Source organism: Lysobacter sp. K5869, assembly GCF_018847975.1.
GTDB lineage: Bacteria > Pseudomonadota > Gammaproteobacteria > Xanthomonadales > Xanthomonadaceae > Lysobacter.
Window position 1 is genome coordinate 5,692,735 of record NZ_CP072597.1, and the last position, 20,891, is coordinate 5,713,625.

At 69.1% G+C, this 20,891-nt stretch carries 18 protein-coding genes; 12 read left to right on the forward strand and 6 right to left on the reverse strand.

The genetic code is table 11. The features are described 5' to 3' along the window. Positions 1–15 precede the first annotated feature (15 nt). From J5226_RS24160 to J5226_RS24170, 3 genes are all read right to left on the reverse strand, one after another. Positions 16–2,244, reverse strand: a complete 2,229-nt coding sequence (locus J5226_RS24160; protein ID WP_215840560.1) for a TonB-dependent hemoglobin/transferrin/lactoferrin family receptor — start codon at positions 2,242–2,244, stop codon at positions 16–18. Between the two features lie 677 nt (positions 2,245–2,921). Then, on the reverse strand, positions 2,922–3,170 hold the full coding sequence (locus J5226_RS24165; RefSeq protein WP_215837627.1) for a hemin uptake protein HemP: 249 nt from the start codon (positions 3,168–3,170) through the stop codon (positions 2,922–2,924). Between the two features lie 329 nt (positions 3,171–3,499). After that, the gene (locus J5226_RS24170; protein ID WP_215837629.1) at positions 3,500–4,465 is read right to left on the reverse strand and encodes an aldo/keto reductase; all 966 of its coding nucleotides are present in this window, start codon (positions 4,463–4,465) and stop codon (positions 3,500–3,502) included. Positions 4,466–4,542: 77 nt separating this feature from the next. On the opposite strand from J5226_RS24170, the gene J5226_RS24175 reads away from it, so the two are divergent. The 10 genes from J5226_RS24175 (at position 4,543) to dusB (ending at position 16,699) form a co-directional block, all read left to right on the forward strand. Continuing rightward, positions 4,543–5,478, forward strand: a complete 936-nt coding sequence (locus tag J5226_RS24175; RefSeq protein ID WP_215837631.1) for a hypothetical protein — start codon at positions 4,543–4,545, stop codon at positions 5,476–5,478. A 110-nt stretch (positions 5,479–5,588) separates the two neighbouring features. Beyond that, positions 5,589–6,008 carry a hypothetical protein gene (locus tag J5226_RS24180; protein ID WP_215837632.1) on the forward strand — a complete coding sequence of 140 codons (420 nt, stop codon included), beginning with the start codon at positions 5,589–5,591 and terminating at the stop codon, positions 6,006–6,008. Positions 6,009–6,844: 836 nt separating this feature from the next. Beyond that, positions 6,845–7,435 (forward strand): TMEM165/GDT1 family protein, encoded by a 591-nt coding sequence (locus J5226_RS24185; protein WP_215837633.1) that lies wholly within the window; start codon positions 6,845–6,847, stop codon positions 7,433–7,435. A 129-nt stretch (positions 7,436–7,564) separates the two neighbouring features. Further along, positions 7,565–8,704: a GGDEF domain-containing protein gene (locus J5226_RS24190; RefSeq protein ID WP_215837634.1), complete on the forward strand. Its 1,140-nt coding sequence runs from the start codon at positions 7,565–7,567 to the stop codon at positions 8,702–8,704. 346 nt (positions 8,705–9,050) lie between these two features. Continuing rightward, positions 9,051–10,349, forward strand: coding sequence for a nucleoside transporter C-terminal domain-containing protein (locus J5226_RS24195; protein ID WP_215837635.1), 1,299 nt, complete (start codon positions 9,051–9,053; stop codon positions 10,347–10,349). A gap of 4 nt (positions 10,350–10,353) precedes the next feature. Continuing rightward, entirely contained in the window at positions 10,354–11,334 is a 981-nt protein-coding gene (locus tag J5226_RS24200; RefSeq protein WP_215837636.1) for a ribokinase, read from the forward strand. A 451-nt stretch (positions 11,335–11,785) separates the two neighbouring features. Next, a complete protein-coding gene (locus J5226_RS24205; protein WP_215837637.1) occupies positions 11,786–13,906 on the forward strand; it encodes a TonB-dependent receptor in 2,121 nt (706 codons plus the stop codon). A 23-nt stretch (positions 13,907–13,929) separates the two neighbouring features. Then, positions 13,930–15,051, forward strand: a complete 1,122-nt coding sequence (locus J5226_RS24210) for a PepSY-associated TM helix domain-containing protein (protein ID WP_215837638.1) — start codon at positions 13,930–13,932, stop codon at positions 15,049–15,051. Positions 15,052–15,278: 227 nt separating this feature from the next. Beyond that, positions 15,279–15,614 carry a YegP family protein gene (locus tag J5226_RS24215; protein WP_215837639.1) on the forward strand — a complete coding sequence of 112 codons (336 nt, stop codon included), beginning with the start codon at positions 15,279–15,281 and terminating at the stop codon, positions 15,612–15,614. Positions 15,615–15,700: 86 nt separating this feature from the next. Beyond that, complete coding sequence (gene dusB, locus J5226_RS24220; protein WP_215837640.1) at positions 15,701–16,699, forward strand: tRNA dihydrouridine synthase DusB; 999 nt, start codon at positions 15,701–15,703, stop codon at positions 16,697–16,699. Positions 16,700–16,706: 7 nt separating this feature from the next. On the opposite strand, the gene J5226_RS24225 is transcribed toward dusB, so the two are convergent. After that, positions 16,707–17,219 (reverse strand): PEGA domain-containing protein, encoded by a 513-nt coding sequence (locus J5226_RS24225; RefSeq protein ID WP_215837641.1) that lies wholly within the window; start codon positions 17,217–17,219, stop codon positions 16,707–16,709. Between the two features lie 118 nt (positions 17,220–17,337). Beyond that, positions 17,338–18,483: a metal-dependent hydrolase gene (locus J5226_RS24230; RefSeq protein WP_215837642.1), complete on the reverse strand. Its 1,146-nt coding sequence runs from the start codon at positions 18,481–18,483 to the stop codon at positions 17,338–17,340. Positions 18,484–18,618: 135 nt separating this feature from the next. Here J5226_RS24230 and J5226_RS24235 point away from each other — a divergent pair, with 135 nt between their 5' ends. Together J5226_RS24235 and J5226_RS24240 are read left to right on the forward strand one after the other, a co-directional pair. Next, a complete protein-coding gene (locus J5226_RS24235; RefSeq protein ID WP_215837643.1) occupies positions 18,619–19,323 on the forward strand; it encodes an amino acid racemase in 705 nt (234 codons plus the stop codon). A 208-nt stretch (positions 19,324–19,531) separates the two neighbouring features. Beyond that, positions 19,532–20,038: a macro domain-containing protein gene (locus J5226_RS24240; RefSeq protein ID WP_215837644.1), complete on the forward strand. Its 507-nt coding sequence runs from the start codon at positions 19,532–19,534 to the stop codon at positions 20,036–20,038. 19 nt (positions 20,039–20,057) lie between these two features. Here J5226_RS24240 and J5226_RS24245 read toward each other — a convergent pair whose 3' ends face one another. After that, entirely contained in the window at positions 20,058–20,891 is an 834-nt protein-coding gene (locus tag J5226_RS24245; RefSeq protein ID WP_215837645.1) for a UDP-2,3-diacylglucosamine diphosphatase, read from the reverse strand.

Consider the following 20,891-nt stretch of genomic DNA (forward strand, 5'->3'; position numbering starts at 1 on the left):
CGCCGCGCGCACGGCTTACCAGCTCACCGCCACGCTGGCGCCGACGTTGCGGCCCGGCGCGGTGTAGCGGTCGAGGATGCGGCTGCTCGCGGTCAGCGTCCCGGGCACGTCGCCGTTGTCCCAGTAGGTCTTGTCGCCGAGGTTGAACACGCCGGCGTTGAACTTGGCGCCCGGCGCGAAATCCCAGTGCGCGAGCAGATCCAGCACGCCGTAGCCCGGCGCGGCGAAGCGGCCGGCTTCGGGCAGATCGCTCTTGCGGCGGGCGAAACGGCCGGCCAGTTCGACGCCCCAGGTGTCGCGGTCGTAGGCCACGCCGACGGTCGCGGTCAACGGCGCGATCAACTCCAGCGGACGGTCCTCGGTCTTGTCCTCGCCCTTGCTGTAGGCCGCGGCGAACCGCGTCGACCAACCGGCCAGCGACGGATTCAGTTCGCCCAGATCCACGCCGCCGCGCAGCTCGACGCCGCGGATGCGCGCCTTGGCCACGTTCTGCGACTGGAACACGATCAGCGGCGTCTGCGGCGGCGCGCTGACCTGACGGCTGGATTCGATGAAGTCCTTATAGTCGTTGTAGTAACCCGACAGCTGCGCATACACCGCCTTGCCGCTGTAGCGCAGACCCAGCTCGTAACCGTCGCTGGTTTCCGGCTTGAGGTTCGGATTGGGAATCGCGGTGTAGCCGAACTGCAGATTGGTGAACCCCAGGTTCACGTCGTTGTAGGGCGGCGCGCGGAAGCCGCGCTGGTAACCGCCGTACAGCGACCAATCCTGAGCGAAGTGCCAGACCGCGCCGAGCTTGGGCGACACGCTGGTCTTGCTCAGATCGCTGATTTTCACCCCGGGGTTGTCGCCGTTCCAGATCGCATCGCCTTGCGGCTTGAGCTCGTAACGGTCCACGCGCACCGCCGGCACCAGCCGGAACGCGCCGTCGGCGAAGCGGATCTCGTCCTGCACGAACACGCCGGCGTTGCGGGTCTTGCTGATCGGGAAATCGCGCACCGGGAAGGCGTCGGGCGAGATCGTGGTGCTGACGGCGCCGGTGGTCAGGTTGACCGAGCGGCCGTCGCGCTTCTGGCGGAATTCGGTTTGTTCGTACTCGAAACCGTAAGTCAGCGTGTGCTCGACCGAACCGGTGGCGAAGCTCTTGTGCGCGGTGGCTTCGGCGCCGTATACGCGCTGATCGAAGTTGAACTCGCGCAGGCGCAAGGTCGGGCTGGTGTCGCGTCCGCCGATCACGGTCGCGCGCTGCTCGCGCGTGCGCTGGGTGGTTTCGCTGTCCTGGCGGTAGACCTGCCAGCTCAGCGAATCGGCCCAGGCGCTGTCGAGCGCATCGATTTCATGGGCGAAGGCCACCCGGACGCGGGTTTGATGATCGTTGCCGAACATCGACAGCACCCGCGTGCGCGGCGCGGTCGGCGGCAAGCCCGGGGTCAGCGCGCCGATGCCGAGCGCGCTGAACACGTCGGTCTTGGTGCGGTCTTCGCTGCCTTCCACGGTCAGGCGGAAGCGCTGGTTGTCGCTGGGCGCGAACACCAGCTTGGTCAGCAGGCTGCGGCCCTCGAAATTCTGCGGATTGGCGCGGGTGCGGGTGCCGTCGTGGGCGTCGTTGTCGCCCTGGTTCTCGGTTTCCTTGCCCTGATGGTGGTTGACCACGACCAGGCCGGACCAACGGTCGCCGCCGAAGGCGGCGGTGGCGCTGCCGTAAATCCCTTCGTTCTGGCTCTCGGCGCCGAGCTTGAGGCCGAAGTAGGACTTGGCGCCGTCCTTCAGATAGTCCGCGGGGTCTTTCGTCACGAACGAGACCACGCCGCCGAGCGCGTCGGAGCCGTGCAGCGCGCTCGACGGGCCGCGCACGATTTCGACTTCCTTGACCGTGTCCAGATCGACGAAGTTGCGCCCGGCGTTGGAGAAGCTGCCGATGGCGAAGCTGTCGGACACCGAGATGCCGTCGACCAGCACCCGCACGCGGTTGCCGCCGAGGCCGCGGATGCGGATGTCGCCGAGGCCGAAGCGTTCGCGGTTGCCGCCGACGTCGATGCCCGGCTCGTAGCGGAACAGGTCGCGGATATTGCGGCTGAGTTCGTTGTCCATGCGCTCGCGGTCGATCGCGCTGACCGTGGCCGGCACGTCCTGCACCGCGCGCTCGGTGCGGGTGGCGCTGACCACCACGCGGTTGAGTTCGTTGACCTCGCCGCTGGCGGCGGCGTCGGGCGCGTCGGCGGCGTGCGCGGCCGGCAGCACCAGCAGCAAAGCCAGGGCCAGCGCGGAGCGCGCGGGAAGAGCGGAACGGAAAGCGAGGCGCGCGGACGCAGCCTGGGTGTGGACGCGGGACATTCTTCGACTCGGTTGGTTGGAAAGTTGGAACCGAGGCGAGCTGGCATCCGCAAAGGATTGGGGCTGGCAGCCTGGGAGCGAGGTGCTGGCGGGTCGGCGGACCGACGCACCGCACCGCGCCCGGAGGTGGGCGCGGTGCGGGTGGCGCTTGCGATGGCGGCCGGGGCCGGCCTGCTTCGGCAACGGCGATTCGCAGCGTGGGCTTCGCGGTTTTCGGCCGCGGGCCGTGGATGGGATCGACGTGGGAGAGAGGGGTGTTGCCGAGCGGGTGGGCTGGTGGCGCGCCGGGGCGCGGGGTTGGAACGGTGGACTTCGGTGTCGCGGTGCGGCTTAGCGGGCTTGGGTGGGCTCGCTGGTGTTCGGATCGTTGTTGCGTGGATCTGAAGCGATTCGGCTCAGCGGAAGGCGCTTGGTGCGAGGCGCGCCGTGGTTGGATCGTTGCTTCCTCGACGCAGCCCGATTGATGGAGCGGGCTGCGCTTGGCGGAACGTTGCGTACGGGGGCGATGGATCGTCGGCCCCTGCTCTGCCCGATGGTGGAGCGGGATGTCGCTTAGCGGGCTTGGCTGGGGCGCGCCGTGCGCGGGGTTACTTGGTCAGGATCAACTTGTCGTTGCGGGTATGGCGCAGGCGATAGACCTCGCCGCCGTGGCGGATCAGGACTTCGCGCGCGCCGCGCAGCAGGGCGGCGCTTTCGACCAGTCCGCCTTGGGCGGCGGCGACGATGGCCGAAGCCGCCGCGGCGGCCGGCGCGACCGAGGCGACCGGCGGGGCGACCGCGGCCAGGGAACGATCAGTACGGGGCTTCAGCTGCAGCACGGGGTTGCGCAGAGACATGGCGGTGACTCGTTCGGGGGGGTGGGCTCCCGAATGATGATAATGATTCTCATTTGCCAGTCAACACGCGATTGCAGTGTTTTGCGAGGCCGGTCAAGCCGCTCGTCGGCGGTTGCGACAGCCCCAAGCCGCCGCGCAAGCAGTCCGGAGTCCCTGTAGGAGCGGCGCGAGCCGCGACCGCACCAATCCAACCACGCCGAACGTTGCCTGCTCCCGGCCTGTGACCAGCGCTTCGTCTCGGAGCCGACGCCGAAACGAAGCCTTCGCCGCAACCGCATTGGCGCGGTCGCGGCTTGCGCCGCTCCTACAGGGAGCGACCGCGACTACGCTCAGGCGGTGACGGCTTCCACCCGCTGCCACGCCGCGTCGTCCAGCTTGATCTCCAGCGCGCCCAAGTTCTGCAGCAACTGCTCCACCCGGCTCGCGCCGAGAATCGCCGTGGACACATGCGGATTGCGCAGACACCACGCGATCGCCAACGACGCCGGCGCCACGCCCAGTTCCGCCGCCAGTTCGACGAACGCCGTCACCCGCTCGATCCGCCGCTGTTCCGAACTACCGACCGCGATCTTGCGCAGCCATTCCTTGTCCGCTTGGCCGAGCCGGCTCTCGCCCTCGAAGCCGCCGCGGTATTTGCCGGTCAACAAACCCGACGCCAGCGGCGACCAGATCGTCGTGCCCAGGCCGAGTTCGGCGTACAGCGGCGCGTATTCCAACTCGACCCGCTCGCGGTGCAGCAGGTTGTACTGAGGCTGCTCCATCGTCGGTGCATGCAAGTGATGAGCGCGCGCGATCTTATGCGCTTCGCGGATCAACGCCGCCGGCCATTCCGAGGTGCCCCAGTACAGCACCTTGCCCTGGCGCACCAACGTGTCCATCGCCCAGACCGTCTCTTCCACCGGCACGTCCGGATCCGGGCGATGGCAGAAATACAAATCCAGATGCTCGACCCGCAAACGGCGCAGCGCGGCATGACAGGCTTCGATTACATGCTTGCGCGACAAGCCGCGCTGGGTCGGCTTGGGCTCGGCTTCGGCGCCGAAGAACACCTTGCTCGACACGCAATACCCGTCGCGCGGCAGGCCGAGTTCGGCGATCGCCTCGCCCATCACCCGCTCGGCCTCGCCGTTGGCGTAGCCCTCGGCGTTGTCGAAGAAATTGACGCCGTGGTCCCAGGCCGCGGCGATCAGCTCGCGCGCGGTGGCGCGGCCGATCTGCGCGCCGAAGGTGACCCAGGCGCCGAAGGACAGCGCGGAAATCTGCAGGCCGGACGAACCCAGTCGACGGTATTGCATAGCAAGGCTCCGAATCGGATGGACGATTGCGGGCATGCTACGCCGATGAAGGCGATGACGAAGGACGGCAGCGCACGATGAACGCCGGCATCCGGGTTTGGCTCGCGGGCTTGATCGCGGTCGCGGTCGCGCTGCTCGGTTGGCAACTGTGGCGCGGACGCGGCGCGGAGCCCGCCGTCGCGGCGACATCGCCCGTCGGCGCGCCGCCCGCGGCATCGAGCGCGCCCGCACCTATCGCGCCGGCGCCGCTTCCGCCCGCCGCCGCGCCGACCGACTATCGTCAACGCCGCCAGGCCGAACTGCGCCTGCGCGCCGACGCCGGCGACGGCCATGCCGCCTGTCAGCTCGGCGTCGACCTGCTGCGTTGCGCCGATACGTCCGCCGCGCAGCAATTGCTCGCATCGGCCGAACAAAATTCCGCCGCTGGGCTGGCGCCGGAGCAACGCGCGTACATGACGCGGATGGAAGACCGCGCGCGTCGGATCCTGGCCGAATGCCGCGACGCGCACAGCGACGCGTGGCGGCAAGGCAACCGCTATCTGCGCCAAGCCGCGCTGGCCGGCGAGCCCGAGGCGATGTACCGCTATGCGCGCGGCGATTCGGTGTTGCTGGACTATTCGCATCTCAACACGCCCGAGTTCGACCGCTGGCGCGCCGAGGCGGGGCCGTTGCTGCAGTTGTCGTTCGAGGCGGGTTATGTGCCGGCGATGTTCGAGCTGATGGCGGCGTACAGCGACGATTCTTCGCCGCTCGCCGGCTTGATCGCCAACGATGCGACCAAGGCGCGCGCGATGCGCCTGCTGATTTCGCGGCTGACCGCGAAGTCGGCCGATGCGCCGGCTTCGCGCGATGCGGCGCTGGAGCCGGCGGCGGCGGCGTTGGCGGCGCAGTGGCAGCGCGAGTACTTCGCAGCGGTGAAGCCGCCGTTGCAGCGGGCGCCGCGGGTGTTGCCGGCGAGTTTCGCGGCGTTGTATTCCGAGGATGGGGGAGAGACGCCGGCGTGTTCGCAGTGAGCGCGTTTTTCGCGGTCCCGTTGTAGGAGCCGAACGAGCAGCTGCCGAGCGCAACGATCTGGTGGCGTCGAGCACATCCGAAGCTTCGCGACTTCCAGTCCATCATTTCGGTGAACGCCGGCATCCGCTGGACCTTGCTGTTGCTGTTGCTGTTGCTGTTGCTGTTGCTGTTGCTGTTGCTGTTGCTGTTGCTGTTGCTGTTTCCGCTCTGGTTCTTGATCGGACGCATCCTCACCCGAGGCCCACGTTCCGCAGCCCCGGAGGGCGCGCGCATGGATGCGCGCGTGCGCCGTAGGGGCATGGATGCCCCTTACGGCGCAGCCCCGCGCCGGGTGCTGGACCTAGTGGCTCTTGATTCGAAAACAGGGAAAGCGCCTTTCTTTGGTTACTTTCTTTGGCAAGACAAAGAAAGTAACTCGGCCGCTTGCGGACGAAAGCTTTTAGCGTTTGATCTTCGCTTGTCGTCGTGCGTCTCTTGCGAGCGGAAGCGGAAGCAACATCAAAATGGATTCCGGCTTTCGCCGGAATGACGGGGTGTGGGCGGCGCTTCTCGCAGGTGGCGAACATCCTACCCACCGTCATTCCGGCGAAAGCCGGAACCCATTTTGACTTTGCTGTGGGTTCGCTCTCAACGCAACAACGAGTGACGACAAGCTCCAATCCAAAGCGTTCCGTCCGCAAGCGGCCGAGTCACTTTCTTTGTCTTGCCAAAGAAAGTAACCAAAGAAAGGCGCTTTCCTTGTTTTCGAATCAAGAGCCACTAAGGCTCGACGTTGCGCGGGGCCGCGCCATAAGGGTCATCCTGACCCATGGCGCGCGTGCGCATCCATGCGCACGCCCTCCGGGGCTGCGGGGCGTGGGCTTTGGTTGGAGATCCGTCAAGGCGAAGGCAACTGCAACAGCAACGGCAAAATGGATTCCGGCTTTCGCCGGAATGACGGGCGGATGAGTTTTCGACGTAGTTGTGTTGCCGCGGTCGCAGCTTGCGCAGCTCCCACAGGGGGCCAAACGGGATGGGTGCGCGAATGGGAAGGGGCGCGGGGTTCGTCTCTGGCGACCGCGATTAGGCCGTCGCGGCGTCCCAAGCGAGAAAGCCTCTCATTTGCTGCAGATCCCCACCGATGTGGCTACAATGCGCGCACTTTCCTCCTCCGGGGAGTAGCCCACCCGCCGGCTTCGGCTCGCGGGGGCATGCGTCAACACACTTGGCCCACAGGCCATGGCGCATGAGCGGCAGCCAGCGCGAGCGTTCACGCCTCGAGCCAGCGACCACGGGCAAGACCGAAGGCAGGCGTTGTGCGTACCCGGGTCGGGCCGCGCGGCGTTTGCCTTCGCGTCCACGCGAATGCCCGACCCTGGAGCTCTCATGGATCTGTCCCACTTCCCGGCCTGGGTCGTCGCCTCCGCCGTGTCCACCGGCACCGTCGCGCTCGCCGAAATCGGCGATAAAACGCAGTTGCTGGCTTTGCTGCTGGCCGCGCGCTTCCGCAAACCGATCCCGATCATCGCCGGCATCCTGCTGGCCACCTTGCTCAACCACGCGCTGGCCGCCTGGTTCGGCACCCTGGTCGCCGCGTTCCTGAAGCCCGAAATCCTGCGCTGGGTGGTCGCCGCGAGCTTCCTGGCGGTGGCGATCTGGACGCTCAAGCCGGACCAGCTCGACGAAGGCGAGACGAAGTTCTCCGCCCGCGGCGCCTTCATCGCCACCACCATCGCGTTCTTTTTCGCCGAAATCGGCGACAAGACCCAGGTCGCCACCGTGCTGCTGGCGACCCGCTACGAGCCGCTGTGGGCGGTGATCTTCGGCACCACGGTCGGCATGCTGCTGGCGAACGTGCCGGTGGCCCTGCTCGGCGCCCGTTTCGCCGACCGCCTGCCGCTGAAGACCGCCCGTCTGGTCGCCGCCGCGGTGTTCGCCGCGCTGGCCTTGTGGGTGGCGATCCGCGGCATCGGCTGATCGCTGCCCCGCCGCCGCGTCCGGCTCCGCGCCGGCGCGGCCGCGTGGGCGAAACCGCGCCCTCGCCCACGCGGCGCAGACCCGCGCTCGCGCTATGCTCGCGCGGGGCCGCCGCGACGGAAGGACGGGATGTACCAGGGCGTAGGCGGGCGGATGCGCAGCGTGTTGATCGCGCTGCTGTCGCGCCCGGACGAAATCATGCTCGAGATCGGCGCCGGCGGCGAACTGCTGGTGGCGCGGCTGCGCGCGGTGCTGGCGGCGATGCTGTTGTTGCTGCCGCTGTTCAACGCGCTCGGCGGCGGCAGCGTCAAGGAGACCCTGATCGGCCTGATCGGCGCGGTCGTGGTCAACGTGTTCTCGCAGCTGTGGCTGGCGCTGGCGCGGCGCCAGCGCCGCTACCGCTGGCTGCCCTTCTCCACCGCCGCCTTCGACGTCACCGCGACCACCGCGGTGCTGGCGATGCTGGCGGTGCAGCACCTGCCGGCCGGGCTCAACAGCCTGATCGTGTGGTGCGGCTATTTGTTGGCGATCCTGATGACCGCGCTGCGCAGCGACGGCCGGGTGACCTTGTTCGCCGGCGTGCTGACGCTGCTGCAATACGGCTTGCTGGTGCTGTGGGTGTTCGCCAGCGCCGGCTCGCCCGAGGACCTGATGTCCAGCGATTACGGCGCAGTCACCGTCGGCAGCCAGACCCAGCGGTTGGTGCTGCTGGCGATGATGACCCTGGCCACCTCGATGGTCGTCTACCGCATGCAGCGGCTGATCGAGATGTCCGGCACCGACGGCCTGACCCGGCTGCCGAACCGGACCTGGCTCACCCACCGCATCCCGCGCCTGTTCGACGCGGTACGCCGCGACGGCGGCAGCCTGACCCTGGCGCTGATCGATCTGGACCACTTCAAGCGCATCAACGACGACTACGGCCACCGCCTCGGCGACCGCAGCCTGCGCCATCTGGTCGCGGTGCTGCGCGAGCAGGCCGAGCCCAGCGAATGGCTGGTGCGGCTGTCGGGCGGCGAATTCCTGCTGGTGATGCGCAAGCCGCTGGGCACCGCGTTCGAGGAAGTCGACGCGATCCGCCGCACCGTCGCCGAGCGTCCGTTCGAGCCCGGTCGCGGCGCCGAGCCGCTGTGGCTGAGCTTCAGCGCGGGGCTGGTGACCTTTCCGCAGGAAGGCGGCGACCTTTCGCGCCTGCTGCGCCGCGCCGACTTGCGCCTGCAGCGGGCCAAGCAGTCCGGCCGCAACCGGGTGGTGGCGCGCGATGTTTGACCGCCGCGCACGGCGGCTGAACGAAACGGCCTGATTCGGCCTGATTCGGCTTGGTTCGGCCGGATCTCACGGCGACCGGTCGCGATCGCGCCCGATATCCGCTCGCCCGCGGCGAAAAACGCCTTCCCGACGCGCCGCCGGGCGCCCCGCAGCGTTTCAAACGCCGCAAGCGAACCGGTCGCGACCGCTCCCGCCCGCCCCAGCCGCCCGCCGGCCCGCTAAAATCGCCGGTTTTCGCGCCCTGCGCTGCGCCGCGGCTTGCCGCTGACGCCCGCTGCCACTAGGCTGCGCCGACTAATTAGACGTCCAAAAAAGCCGCCGGGGCTCCGGCGCCGGGGAGAGTGGAGTGGATTCGATTTTGCGCGTGGGCTTCGGCCTGTTCGGTCTGGCGGTGCTCGTCGGCATCGCCTGGGTGTTCTCGGTCAATCGCCGCAAGGTCGACTGGAAGCTGGTCGTCACCGGCGTCACCCTGCAGATCGCGTTCGCCGCGGTGGTGCTGCTGGTGCCGGGCGGCAAGGACGTGTTCGACGCCATCGGCAAGGGCTTCGTGCACGTGCTGGAGTTCGTCGGCGCCGGTTCGAAGTTCATCTTCGGCGACCTCATGGACGTCAGCAAATTCGGCTTCATCTTCGCCTTCCAGGTGCTGCCGACGATCATTTTCTTCTCCGCGCTGATGGGCGTGCTCTACCACCTGGGCGTGATGCAGGCGGTGGTGCGCGCGATGGCCTGGGCGATCACCAAGGTCATGCGCGTGTCGGGCGCGGAAACCACCAGCGTCTGCGCCAGCGTGTTCATCGGCCAGACCGAGGCGCCGCTGACCGTGCGCCCCTACATTCCGAAGATGACCGAGTCCGAGCTGATCACGATGATGATCGGCGGCATGGCCCACATCGCCGGCGGCGTGCTGGCGGCCTACGTCGGCATGCTCGGCGCCGGCGATCCGGCGGCGCAGGCGTTCTACGCCAAGCACCTGCTGGCGGCCTCGATCATGGCCGCGCCGGCCACGCTGGTGATCGCCAAGATCCTGATCCCGGAAACCGGCGAGCCGCTGACCCGCGGCACGATCAAGATGGAAGTGGAGAAGAACACCGCCAACATCATCGACGCCGCCGCCGCGGGCGCCGGCGACGGCCTGCGCCTGGCGCTGAACATCGGCGCGATGCTGCTGGCCTTCATCGCCTTGATGGCGCTGATCAATGCGCCGCTGACCTGGATCGGCGAGCACACCGGCCTGGCCGCGGCGATCGGCAAGCCGACCGACCTGTCGGCGATCCTCGGCTTCCTGCTGGCGCCGATCGCCTGGGTCATCGGCACCCCGTGGGCCGACGCCAACGTGGTCGGCGGCCTGATCGGCGAGAAGGTCGTGCTCAACGAATTCGTCGCTTACACCCATCTGGCCGACATCGTGAACGGCAAGGTCGCCGGCGTGAGCCTGAGCGACGAGGGCCGCCTGATCGCGACCTACGCGCTGTGCGGCTTCGCCAACTTCTCCTCGATCGCGATCCAGATCGGCGGCATCGGCGGCCTCGCCCCGGAACGCCGCCAGGATCTGGCCCGCTTCGGCCTGCGCGCGGTGCTGGGCGGCTCGATCGCCACCTTCATGACCGCGACCATCGCCGGCGTGCTGACCCACTTCGCGTCGTAAGCGCATGAGCGATTCCGCCAACAACGGCCGCGTCGTCGTGATCGGTTCCTTCAACGTCGATCACGTCTGGGCGCTGGCCGCGTTGCCGCGTCCGGGCGAGACCCTGGCCGGCCGCTATCACACCGGGCCCGGCGGCAAGGGCTTCAATCAAGCCACCGCGGCGGCGCGCGCGGGCGCGGCGACCGCGTTCGTGTGCGCGCTGGGCGAGGACGCGGGCGGCCAGCTCGCGCGCGCGCTCGCGGCCGGCGACGGCATCGACCTGCGCGATCTGCGCAGCGACGAGCCGACCGGCACCGCCGGCATCTACGTCGATGCCGACGGCCGCAACACCATCGTGATCGGCCCCGGCGCCAACGCCGAACTGTCGCCGGCCTTCGTCGGCGAACACGCGGCCGCGCTGGACGCCGCGCAGGTCGCGCTGGCGCAGCTGGAAACCCCGGTCGAGTCGGCCGCCGCCGCGTTCGCGCGCGCGCGCGATGCCGGCGGATTGACCCTGCTCAACCCGGCGCCCGCCGACGCGGTCGCCAGCGACGCGCTGTGGGCGCTGACCGACGTGGCCACGCCCAACGAAACCGAGTTCTGCGCGCAGCTGCGGCGGCGCGGCGGCGCTTCGCTCGATCCCGACGCGCTGGCCGAGCTCGATCCGGCCGAACTGCACGCGCATTGCCGGCGCTTGCTGGCCCACGGCAGCGTGGTGATCACGCTGGGCAAGTCGGGCTGTTTCGTCTCCCACGCCGACGGCGCGCTGCGCGGCGACGCGCGCGCGTTCTACCGCGTCGACGCGGCGGCGGTGAAGGCGATCGACACCACCGGCGCGGGCGACGCCTTCAACGGCTCGCTGGCGGCCTCGCTGGCGCGCGCGCCGGGCGCGGCGTTCGCCGAGCACGTGGGGTATGCGGTGCGCTTCGCCGGTCTGTCGACCGAGCGCGCGGGCGCGGCGGCGGCGATGCCGCGCGATGCGGACGTGCGGGCGCGGTTCGGCTGAGCTGCGCTTGGCGTAAGTCCCCGCTCGCATCGAAGTTTCGACGTAATTGCGTTGTCGCGGTCGCAGCTTGCGCAGCTCCTACAGGGGCTTCGGCTGCTGCGCGAGCTGTCGGTAGGAGCGGCGTGAGCCGCGACTGGAGGCCTCCGCTCGCGTCGAAAGCTTCGCCGTCGTTGCGTTGCCGCGGTCGCAGCTGACGCAGCTCCTACAGGGGCCGCGCGCTCTGCCTGTAGGAGCGGCGCGAGCCGCGACCGCGGGGTTGGAGCTCGCGTCGAAGGCTTCCTACTTCGGCGGTTCCCCAGATCGATTCCGAAACCGCTAAAGGTCTGAAACAACTCGCCTTTTTGAGCGGAATGCGAAATTCGCCTTGGGCGCATCCCTCAACGGCCTTTGACTTGAGAATGGTTCGCATTAACATGCGAGCCCTGTCGCAGTTCTCAGGTCCGCCGCCCCCATGCTCCGTCCGCAGCTTCTCGCCAGCGCCGTGCTGGCCGCCCTCCTCGCGCCCGCCGTCCACGCCGAGGACGCCAAGGATCTCGATCGCGTCACCGTCTCGGCCAGCACCAGCCGCACGCCGAATTCGGAAGCGGCGCTGGCCAACACCATCACCGTGATCGACGCCGAGCAGCTCAAGCAGCAGTTGGCGGTGACCCAGGACGTCTCGCAGATCCTCGCCAACCTGATCCCCTCGTTCTCGCCCTCGCGGCAGAAGCTCACCAACGCCGGCGAAACCCTGCGCGGGCGCAAGCCGCTGTATCTGGTCGACGGCGTGCCGCAGTCCACGCCGCTGCGCGAAGGCGGCCGCGACGGCCACACCATCGATCCGGCGATGATCGAGCGCATCGAAGTCATCCACGGCGCCAACGCGCTGCAAGGCCTCGGCGCTTCGGGCGGCATCATCAACATCATCACCAAGCGCGCCCCGCGCGAGGACGGCGCGAGCTTCCAGGACGTCAACGTCGGCGTCAGCAGCGCGCTGCCGAACCAGAGCGACAGCGTCGGCTACCGCGCGTCCTACGTGTTCGGCACCCGCCGCGGCGATGTCGATTTCGTCGGCGGCGCGTCCTACGCCAGCGAAGGCCTGTTCTACGACGGCAACGGCGACGCGATCGCGGTCAACGACATCCAGGGCGACCTGATGGACGCGCGCAGCTACAACCTGTTCGCCAAGGCCGGCTGGGACATCGACGAGGACAAGCGCCTGCAGCTGACCGCCAACCGCTACCAGCTGCGCGGCAACAACGACTACGTCACCGTCAACGGCGACATCCGCACCGGCAAGCTCGCCACCTCCGCGCGCGGCAGCCGCGAGGGCCGCGGCCCACAGAACCGTTCGACCTCGCTGGTGCTGGACTACACCGACAAATCGCTGGCCGGCGGCTATCTCAACGCGCAGCTGTTCTGGGTCGATTTCAAGGGTTTGTACGGCGCCACCGATTGGGAAGACTTCTGGCGCGACGGCCGCGATCTGCATTGGTGGGACCAGTCGCAGAACGTGTCGGAGAAAGTCGGCGGCAAGTTCAGCTGGTCGCGCGACAACCTGTTCGGCCAGCGCCTGCGCGCGACCTTCGGCCTGGACTGGAACCGCGACAAGACCTATCAGGAACTCGTCGTCGCCAAGCTCAAGTGGGTGCCGCAAACCCAGTACGAATCCTGGTCGCCGTTCGTGCAGGCCGAATGGTGGGTGGCCGATAAGGTGATGCTGACCGCCGGCGTGCGTCATGAGCGCGGCGAGCTCAAGGTCGGCGATTTCACCACCATCCCGGCCAACGCCGGCGGCAGTCGTTTCGTCCGCGGCGGCACGCCCAAGACCCGCGAAACCTTGCCGAACTACGGCATCGTGTTCGAAGCCACCGATTCGCTGAAGTTCTACGCCTCGTATTCGGAAGGCTACACCGTGGCCGACATCGGCCGCGTGCTGCGCGGCATCACCACGCCGAACCAGAGCGTGGACAAGCTGGTCGATCTGTCGCCGGTGGTGTCGGACAACCGCGAAATCGGCGTGGACTTCGACAACGGCCGCTGGCTGGCGCATCTGGCCGCGTACTGGTCCGATTCCGACCTCGGCTCGCGCCTGGCTTTCGACCGCAACACCCAGAGCTATTTCGTCGTGCGCGAGCGCACCGAAATCCGCGGCATCGAGGGCAACGTCGCGTTCCAGTTCTCCGACGCCGGCCGCGTCGGTTTGGGCTACGCGCGCGGCAAGGGCCGCTACGACAGCGACGGCGACGACCGCGTCGACAGCGATCTGCCGGGCGTCAACATCAGCCCGGACCGCGTCACCGCGTTCTGGGATCAGACCTGGAACGACTGGTTCGCCACGCGCCTGCAGGGCAGCCATGCGATCGACCGCGACTTCGACGCCAAGGGCGTGCGCGTGGCCAGCACCGACGGCTACACCACGGTCGATCTGCAAGGCCGCTTCAAGCTGCCGCTGGGCCAGCTCAACGTCGGCGTCGAGAACCTGTTCAACGAGCAGTACGTGACTTACTACTCGCAGAGCACACCGCGCAACGACACCTACACCGCCGGGCGCGGGCGCGTGCTCAACCTGAGCTGGTCGCACCGCTTCTGAACCCGTCCCCATCGCGCCGAGCCATGAACACCAGCCAGGCCACCGCTATCCCGCACAAACCCAAGCCGCGCCGCGTGCGCGCGGCGTTGAAATGGCTGCATCTGTGGCTGGGCCTGACCCTGGGCACGGCGTTCGCGCTGGTCGCGCTGTCCGGCACGGTACTGACGTTCCAACGCGAACTGGGGCTGTGGGCGTATCCGCAGTTGCAGCGCGACGCGAACATCGACGAAGCGCAGCGCGCACGGGCGCTGGAGCGGATCGTCGCGCACTGGCAAGGCCAGGGCATGAGCTCGCTCGATCTGCCCACGCCGCAGTTCCCGGTGTGGCAGGGCTATTTCCCCAACAACGAGCGGCGCTATTTCGACCCCGCCAGCGGCGAACTGCTGCTGACCCGCAACACCGGCAACGATCTGATCCTGTGGCTGCGCGACTGGCATACGCATCTGCTGGCCGGCAAGAACGGCGAGCAGGTGCTGGGCGTGGTCGGCATCGTCGCGGTGTTCATGCTGCTCAGCGGCCTGTACCTGTGGTGGCCGCGGCTGTCGGCGTTGCGGGCGAGCCTGAAGTGGTATCGCGGCCCGCCGACGCGGCGCTGGCTGAGTTGGCACCGCGGCATCGGCCTGTGGCTGCTGCCGCTCACGTTGCTGGCGGCGGTCACCGGCACCGCGATGGTCTACGACGAAACCGCGCGCGGCGTCCTGCGCGCGGCGTTTTCCGAAGCCAAGCCGCGCAAGCCGCCGAAACTCGCGGCGCGCGAGGACGCGAACATCGATTGGGCCGCGGTGCTGCGCGCGGCCGACGCGGCGGTGGCGCCGGGCGGGCCGATGGCGGGCGCGCAGTTGCGCCGGATCGGCTTGCCGAAGAAGGACAGCGGCCTGGTCACGATCCGCGCGCGCGCCGTCGGCGAATGGCATCCGGTCGGGCGCAGCATGGTCTGGATCGATCCGTATCGCGGCGCGGTGCTGGGCACCCTGGATTCCACCCGGCAAGGGCCCGGCGCGCGCGCGTACGAAGCGATGTATCCGCTGCACGGCGGCTTCGTCGGCGGGCGGGTGTGGCAGGTCTTGATCGCCTTGACCGGACTGATGCCGCCGTTCTTGTTGATCACCGGCTTCTTGTTCTGGCGGCGCCGGCGCGGGCGCTGAGCGCGGCGAACCCAGCGCGATCCAACGGGGCCGAAGCCCGCCCGCGCACGCCGCGGTCGGCTTCGGCCCCGCTGTTTTTCCGGCCGCCGCGCGCGGCTTTCCACATCCGAAACATCGCCTGCGCGTCCGGTCCGGCTTCACAACGCCGTTCTAAGGACGTGTACGCCTAAGGGCGTGCCCAGCAACGTCACAGCCGCCGCCGCGCGGCTCCTAGGAGGGGAACGGATATGGCAGGCAAGTACGTCATCACCAAGCAGAGCGACGGGCAGTACCACTTCGTGCTCAAGGCCGGCAACGGGCAGGTGATCCTCAGCAGCGAGAGCTACAAGCAAAAGGCTTCGGCGCTGGAGGGCATCGAGTCGGTGCGCAAGAACAGCCAGATCGAAGCGCGCTACGAGCGCAAGAGCGCCGCCGACGGCCGGCTGTACTTCCTGCTGACGGCCAGCAACGGCCAGACCATCGGCAACAGCCAGATGTACAAGGACGCCGGCGGCCGCGACGGCGGCATCGCCTCGGTCAAGGAAAACGGGCCGTCGCTGAAGGTGGAAGACACCACGGGCTGAGCCGCCGGTACGCGCTCTCGCCCGCGCCGGCCCCGCCCGGCGCCCGCCCCCGGCCCCTCGCGGCCGGGTGGCTTACAATGCGCGCCATGCGCATCGGCTCCCACACCATCGCCCCTCGGGTGGTCCTCGCTCCGATGGCGGGCGTCACCGACAAACCGTTCCGGGTGCTGTGCAAGCGCCTGGGCGCCGGGCTGTGCGTGTCGGAAATGACCACCAGCGATCCGCGCTTCTGGACCACGGCCAAGTCGCGCCACCGCATGGACCACGACGGCGAGCCCGACCCGATCAGCGTGCAGATCGCCGGCACGGTGCCGAAGATCATGGCCGAGGCGGCGCGCTACAACGTCGATCACGGCGCGCAGATCGTCGACATCAACATGGGCTGCCCGGCCAAGAAGGTCTGCAACGCCTGGGCCGGTTCGGCGCTGATGCGCGAACCCGAACTGGTGGCGAGCATTCTGCAGGCCGTGGTCGCCGCGGTGGACGTGCCGGTCACGCTCAAGATCCGCACCGGCTGGGACCACGATCAGCGCAACGCGCCGCTGATCGCGCGCATCGCCGAGCAATCCGGCATCGCCGCATTGGCCGTGCACGGCCGCACCCGCGACCAGCAGTACACCGGCAGCGCCGAGTACGACACCATCGCCGCGATCAAGGCGCAGCTGTCGATTCCGGTGCTCGCCAACGGCGACATCGATTCGCCGCGCAAGGCCGCCTTCGTGCTCGCCCATACCGGCTGCGACGCGGTCATGGTCGGACGCGCCGCGCAGGGACGGCCGTGGATTTTCCGCGAGATCGCGCATTACCTCGCGCACGGCGAGGAACTGCCGCCGCCGTCGCTGGCGGAAGTGCGCGACATTCTGATCGGCCATCTCGAACACCTGCACTCGTTCTACGGCGAGGTGTCGGGCGTGCGCATCGCGCGCAAGCACTTGGGCTGGTACGCGAAGGATCGCCCGGAAAACGCGGCCTTCCGCGCCGTGGTCAACCGCGCCGAATCGCCGGAACAGCAGTTGCGGCTGACCCGCGACTACTTCGACGCGCTGGTCGCCGGCGTCGCGCCGGAGCTGCCGGCCGCGGCCTGAGCCGCGCTCAGCGCTTACGCTTTTCCTCGGCCTTGTGCTGGGCCTTGTCCTTGTCTTCGGCGTAATCCGCCGGCGTCTGCCCGTTGTCGGGCACGGCCGGGAACTTCGGCGCGGTGCAGCCCGGCGATTCCTCCACCAGCAGCACCGCCAGCACGTTCGGGCTCAAGTCCTTGGCCGCGCCGCTGGCCGCGTCCACGCCGACGCCGATCAAGCCGCCGATCAGCGCGTTGCCGGCCATGCGCACCGCGCCGGCGCCGCCGAGTTCGCTGCGCACCAGGGTCTGCGCGGTGCGGTAGCCGGGTTTGCACAGTTCCACCGCGACCGGGTGCTTGCGCTTGAGCTTGAGCACGCACGGCGTGGTGCAGCGCTCGCCGTTGGACAGCGAGACGGTGGCGCCGCCGGGCAGGCTGTCGACGGTGAAGGATTGGGTCGAGCCGCGGATGAAGGTGGCGCAGCCGCCGGCGCCGAGCGCGAGGACGACGACGGCCGCGAGCGCGATCCGGCGCAGGAACAAGGGCATGGTCTACCTCGGGAGGGGGAGCGCGGCCGTCCGGGGCCGCGGCGCGCCGATTATGCAGATTTGCGCGATCGGCGGCACGGGCCGGCGGTCCCGAGCGCGGCCGCGGCGGCGGATCGGTTCAGCGCTGCGCCGGCGCGGCGACCGGTTCGACGCCGCCTGCGCCCAAGCCCTCGCCCGTCCCCTCGCCGGGGCGCGCGCGCATCGCGATGGCCCGCTGCAGGCGGCGCACGTCGGCGACGGTCTGCGCCACCGGCGCCGGCTCGGGTTCGCGCCAGATCCGCTGCCACATCGCCGGCAACCGCCCGGCCGCCTGCCACGGCCAGCGCAACTGTTCCGGCGCGATCTCGCGCCAGTCCTCGCCCTGGCGCTGCGCCACCGCGAAACGGAAGTTGTAGTCCGGCTCGGCGCCCATGCGCAGATCGCTCAGCACCAACCGGCCGTCGCGCTCCTCGGCCTTCATGAAGCCGTGGTTGAACCATTGCAGCCGGTGCACCGCCGGATAGCCGCTGACCTGCGAATACGCCAGCGCATCGGAGGGATACAGGCGGAAGTGCATCGGCCCGCGGTCGGCGATCAGCGAGCGCTCGCCTTCGACGTAGCCGTCCGGGGTCATCGCCACCACCCGCCACAGCGCGGTGGTGAACGGCATCGGCACCGAGAAGCGCGGCGCGTTCTCCAAACCCAGCGCGGCCAGCGCGGGCTGCGCGGCCGCTTCGACCCGCTGCTTGGCCCACAGCGAACCGCCCAGATACAGCGAACTCAGCGCCAGCCCGACCATCAACGCCGGTTGCGCGCTGCGCGAGGCGCGCGCGAACCACGCCCAGACGCAGGCGATCAGCAGCCACACGGTGTAGAGCGGGTCGATGATGAAGATGCTCGACCACATCGTCGGCCGCGCCGGCAGCGGCCACCACAACTGGGTGCCGTAGACGGTGAAGGCGTCGAGGACCGGATGGGTCAACAGCGCGGCCTGCATCGCCCAGAACCAGCGCTTCGGCGATTGCGCCACGCGTCCGCCGCGGGCGCGGCACCAGCCCCAGATCGCCCAGGCCACGAACGGCAGCACCAGCAGCGAATGGCTGATGCTGCGGTGCCAAGTCATGCGCGCGACCGGATCGTCGGTGAGCAGGTTGACCGGCAGCACGTCCAGGTCCGGCAAGGTGCCCAGCGCCGCGCCGGCCAGCAGGGCCGCGCGGCGGTGTTGCGCAGGAGCGATGGCGGCGCTCAGCGCTGCGCCGAGCACGATCTGGGTCAGGGAATCCATCGCGGAATGCTACCGGCGGCGGCACCGGCAAGGTGTTTGTTTTTCGTTGCAGGCCGCGTCGCGCGGGCTTGCGCGGCCGCGCCGGCGCACGCATGTTGGCCGCAGGCGGCCCTCGCCGCGCCCTTCGGAGCCCGCATGTCCTCTGCCCTGCCCCTCGGCATCGTCGCCTGTTCCTCGGAAGGCGCGGCGCTGTGCTATCGCACCCTCTGCGCCGAAGCCGCGGCGCTGCTCGGCCCGCACGCGCATCCCGAGATCGCCTTGCACGGCCATTCGTTGGCCGACTACGTGGTGTGCCTGGAACGCGGCGATCTCGACGGCGTCGGCGAGCTGATGCTGTCGTCGGCGCGCAAGCTCGAACGCGCCGGCGCGAAGCTGCTGATCTGCCCGGACAACACCATCCATCAAGCGATGGACTACGTGCTGCCGCGCTCGCCGTTGCCGTGGCTGCACATCGCCGAAGTGGTCGCGCGCGAGGCGCAGGCGCGCGGCTTCCGCCGGATCGGGCTGACCGGGACGCAGTGGTTGGTGGAGAGCGAGGTCTATCCGCGCCAACTGAGCGCGCTGGGGTTGGAGTACGTGCGGCCGAACGCCGAGCAGCGCGCGGGAATCGGGCGGCGGATCATGGACGAGTTGGTCTATGGCGTGCTCAAGCCGGAAACCGTCGCCTACTTCCAAAGCGTGATCGAAGACCTCAAGGCCCAGGGCTGCGACGCGGTGGTGCTGGGCTGCACCGAGATTCCGCTGATCATCGACGACGGCAATTCGGCGTTGCCGACCTTGGATTCGACGCGCTTGCTGGCACGGGCGGCGTTGCGGGCGTCGGTGAGCCGAGGCGGCTAAGCGTCGGGGCCGATGCGTCGCGCCGGCTCGGGAAACATTGGCCGCCGGCATCCGTCGCGCGAAAGCGACGCGTTTGCGACTCGCAGGCCTTACTGTGTAGCCGCTTCGGACCGAGGCCCGATCCGGCCGCCATCCAACTTCAGGCCGCCTCGCAAAACTCCGCTCCGCCGTCGCGCCTCCTCCACCCACTCCCGCCGACAGGAACGCCATGCCATCCGAGACGGACACCGCGACCCGGCCGCAACCGAGCATCGTCGAAGGCGATCTGCTCGATCAGCCGGTCGAGGCCATCGTCAACGCCTGGAATCGCAACATCATCCCGTGGTGGCTGTTGTTGCCGCAGGGCGTGTCCGGCGCGATCAAGCGGCGCGGCGGTCTGCGGCCCTTCATCGAGGTCGGCCGCGCCGGCCCGATTCCGCTCGGCGGCGCCGTACTCACCGGCGCGGGGCGGCTGCCGTTCAAGCACATCATCCACGTCGCCGGCATCGACATGCTGTGGCGCGGTTCGCCGCGCTCGATCCAGGGCTCGGTGCGCTCGGCGATGGGGCTGGTCGACGACCACGGCATCGCCTCGGTGGCCTTCCCGGTGGTCGGCGCCGGTTCGGGCGGCTACGGCGAGGACGGCGCGCTCGCGCTGATGCTGGAGGCGTTCGCCGCGATCGACACGCGCGCGCAGGTGCGCATCGTGCGTTTCCGTCCGGGCAGATCGCGCTGAATCCGCGCCTCCGCGCGCCTCACGCCGCGTGCGGCAATTCCTCGTTTTCCGGCAACGCCCGCGGCATCCGCGGCGGCAACGACGCGCGGGTCTCGCCGGTATGGGTCAGCAGGCGCAACGTTCCGTCGGCCTCCTCGACCAGCGCGGTCAGGCTCTCGACCCAATCGCCGTCGTTGGCGTACACGCAACCGTCGCGCTCGAACAGCGACGCGCGATGGATATGGCCGCAGACGATGCCGTCGAGCCCGCGCGTGCGCGCGTCGTCCAGGCCGGCCTGGACGAAGCGCGAGATGTAGCGCTCGGCCGCGCCGCTCTGGCGCTTGAGGAAATCCGCCAGCGACCAGTAGCGCTTGCCGAACCGCCGCCGCACCTGATTGGTGAGCTTGTTGCCGGTGAGGATGCGGTCGTACAGCCAGTCGCCGAATTTCTCTTGCAGGCCGCCGAACTGGGTGACCGCGTCGTAGTCGTCGCCGTGGGTGACCAGCAGGCGGCGGCCGTCGGCGGTGAGGTGGATGGCGCGGCGGCGCACTTGCATGCGCGGCAGGGTCAGCCCGCAGAAGCGGCGGATCGAGCGGTCGTGGTTGCCCGGCACGTAGATCAGCTCGGTGCCGGCGCGGGCCAGCGCGTGCAGCGCCTCGACCACCCTGTACTGCGCCGAACCCCAGGCCGCGCGGCGCTGCGACATCCACCACAGGTCGACGATGTCGCCGACGAGGTAGAGCTTGTCGCAGCGCAGCCCCTGCAGGAAGTCGGCGAATTCCGCCGCATGGCAGTGCTTGGAGCCCAAATGCACGTCGGAGACGAAGACGGCGCGGCGGCGTAACGGCAACGGCACGATCGAGGCGGGGCTCAT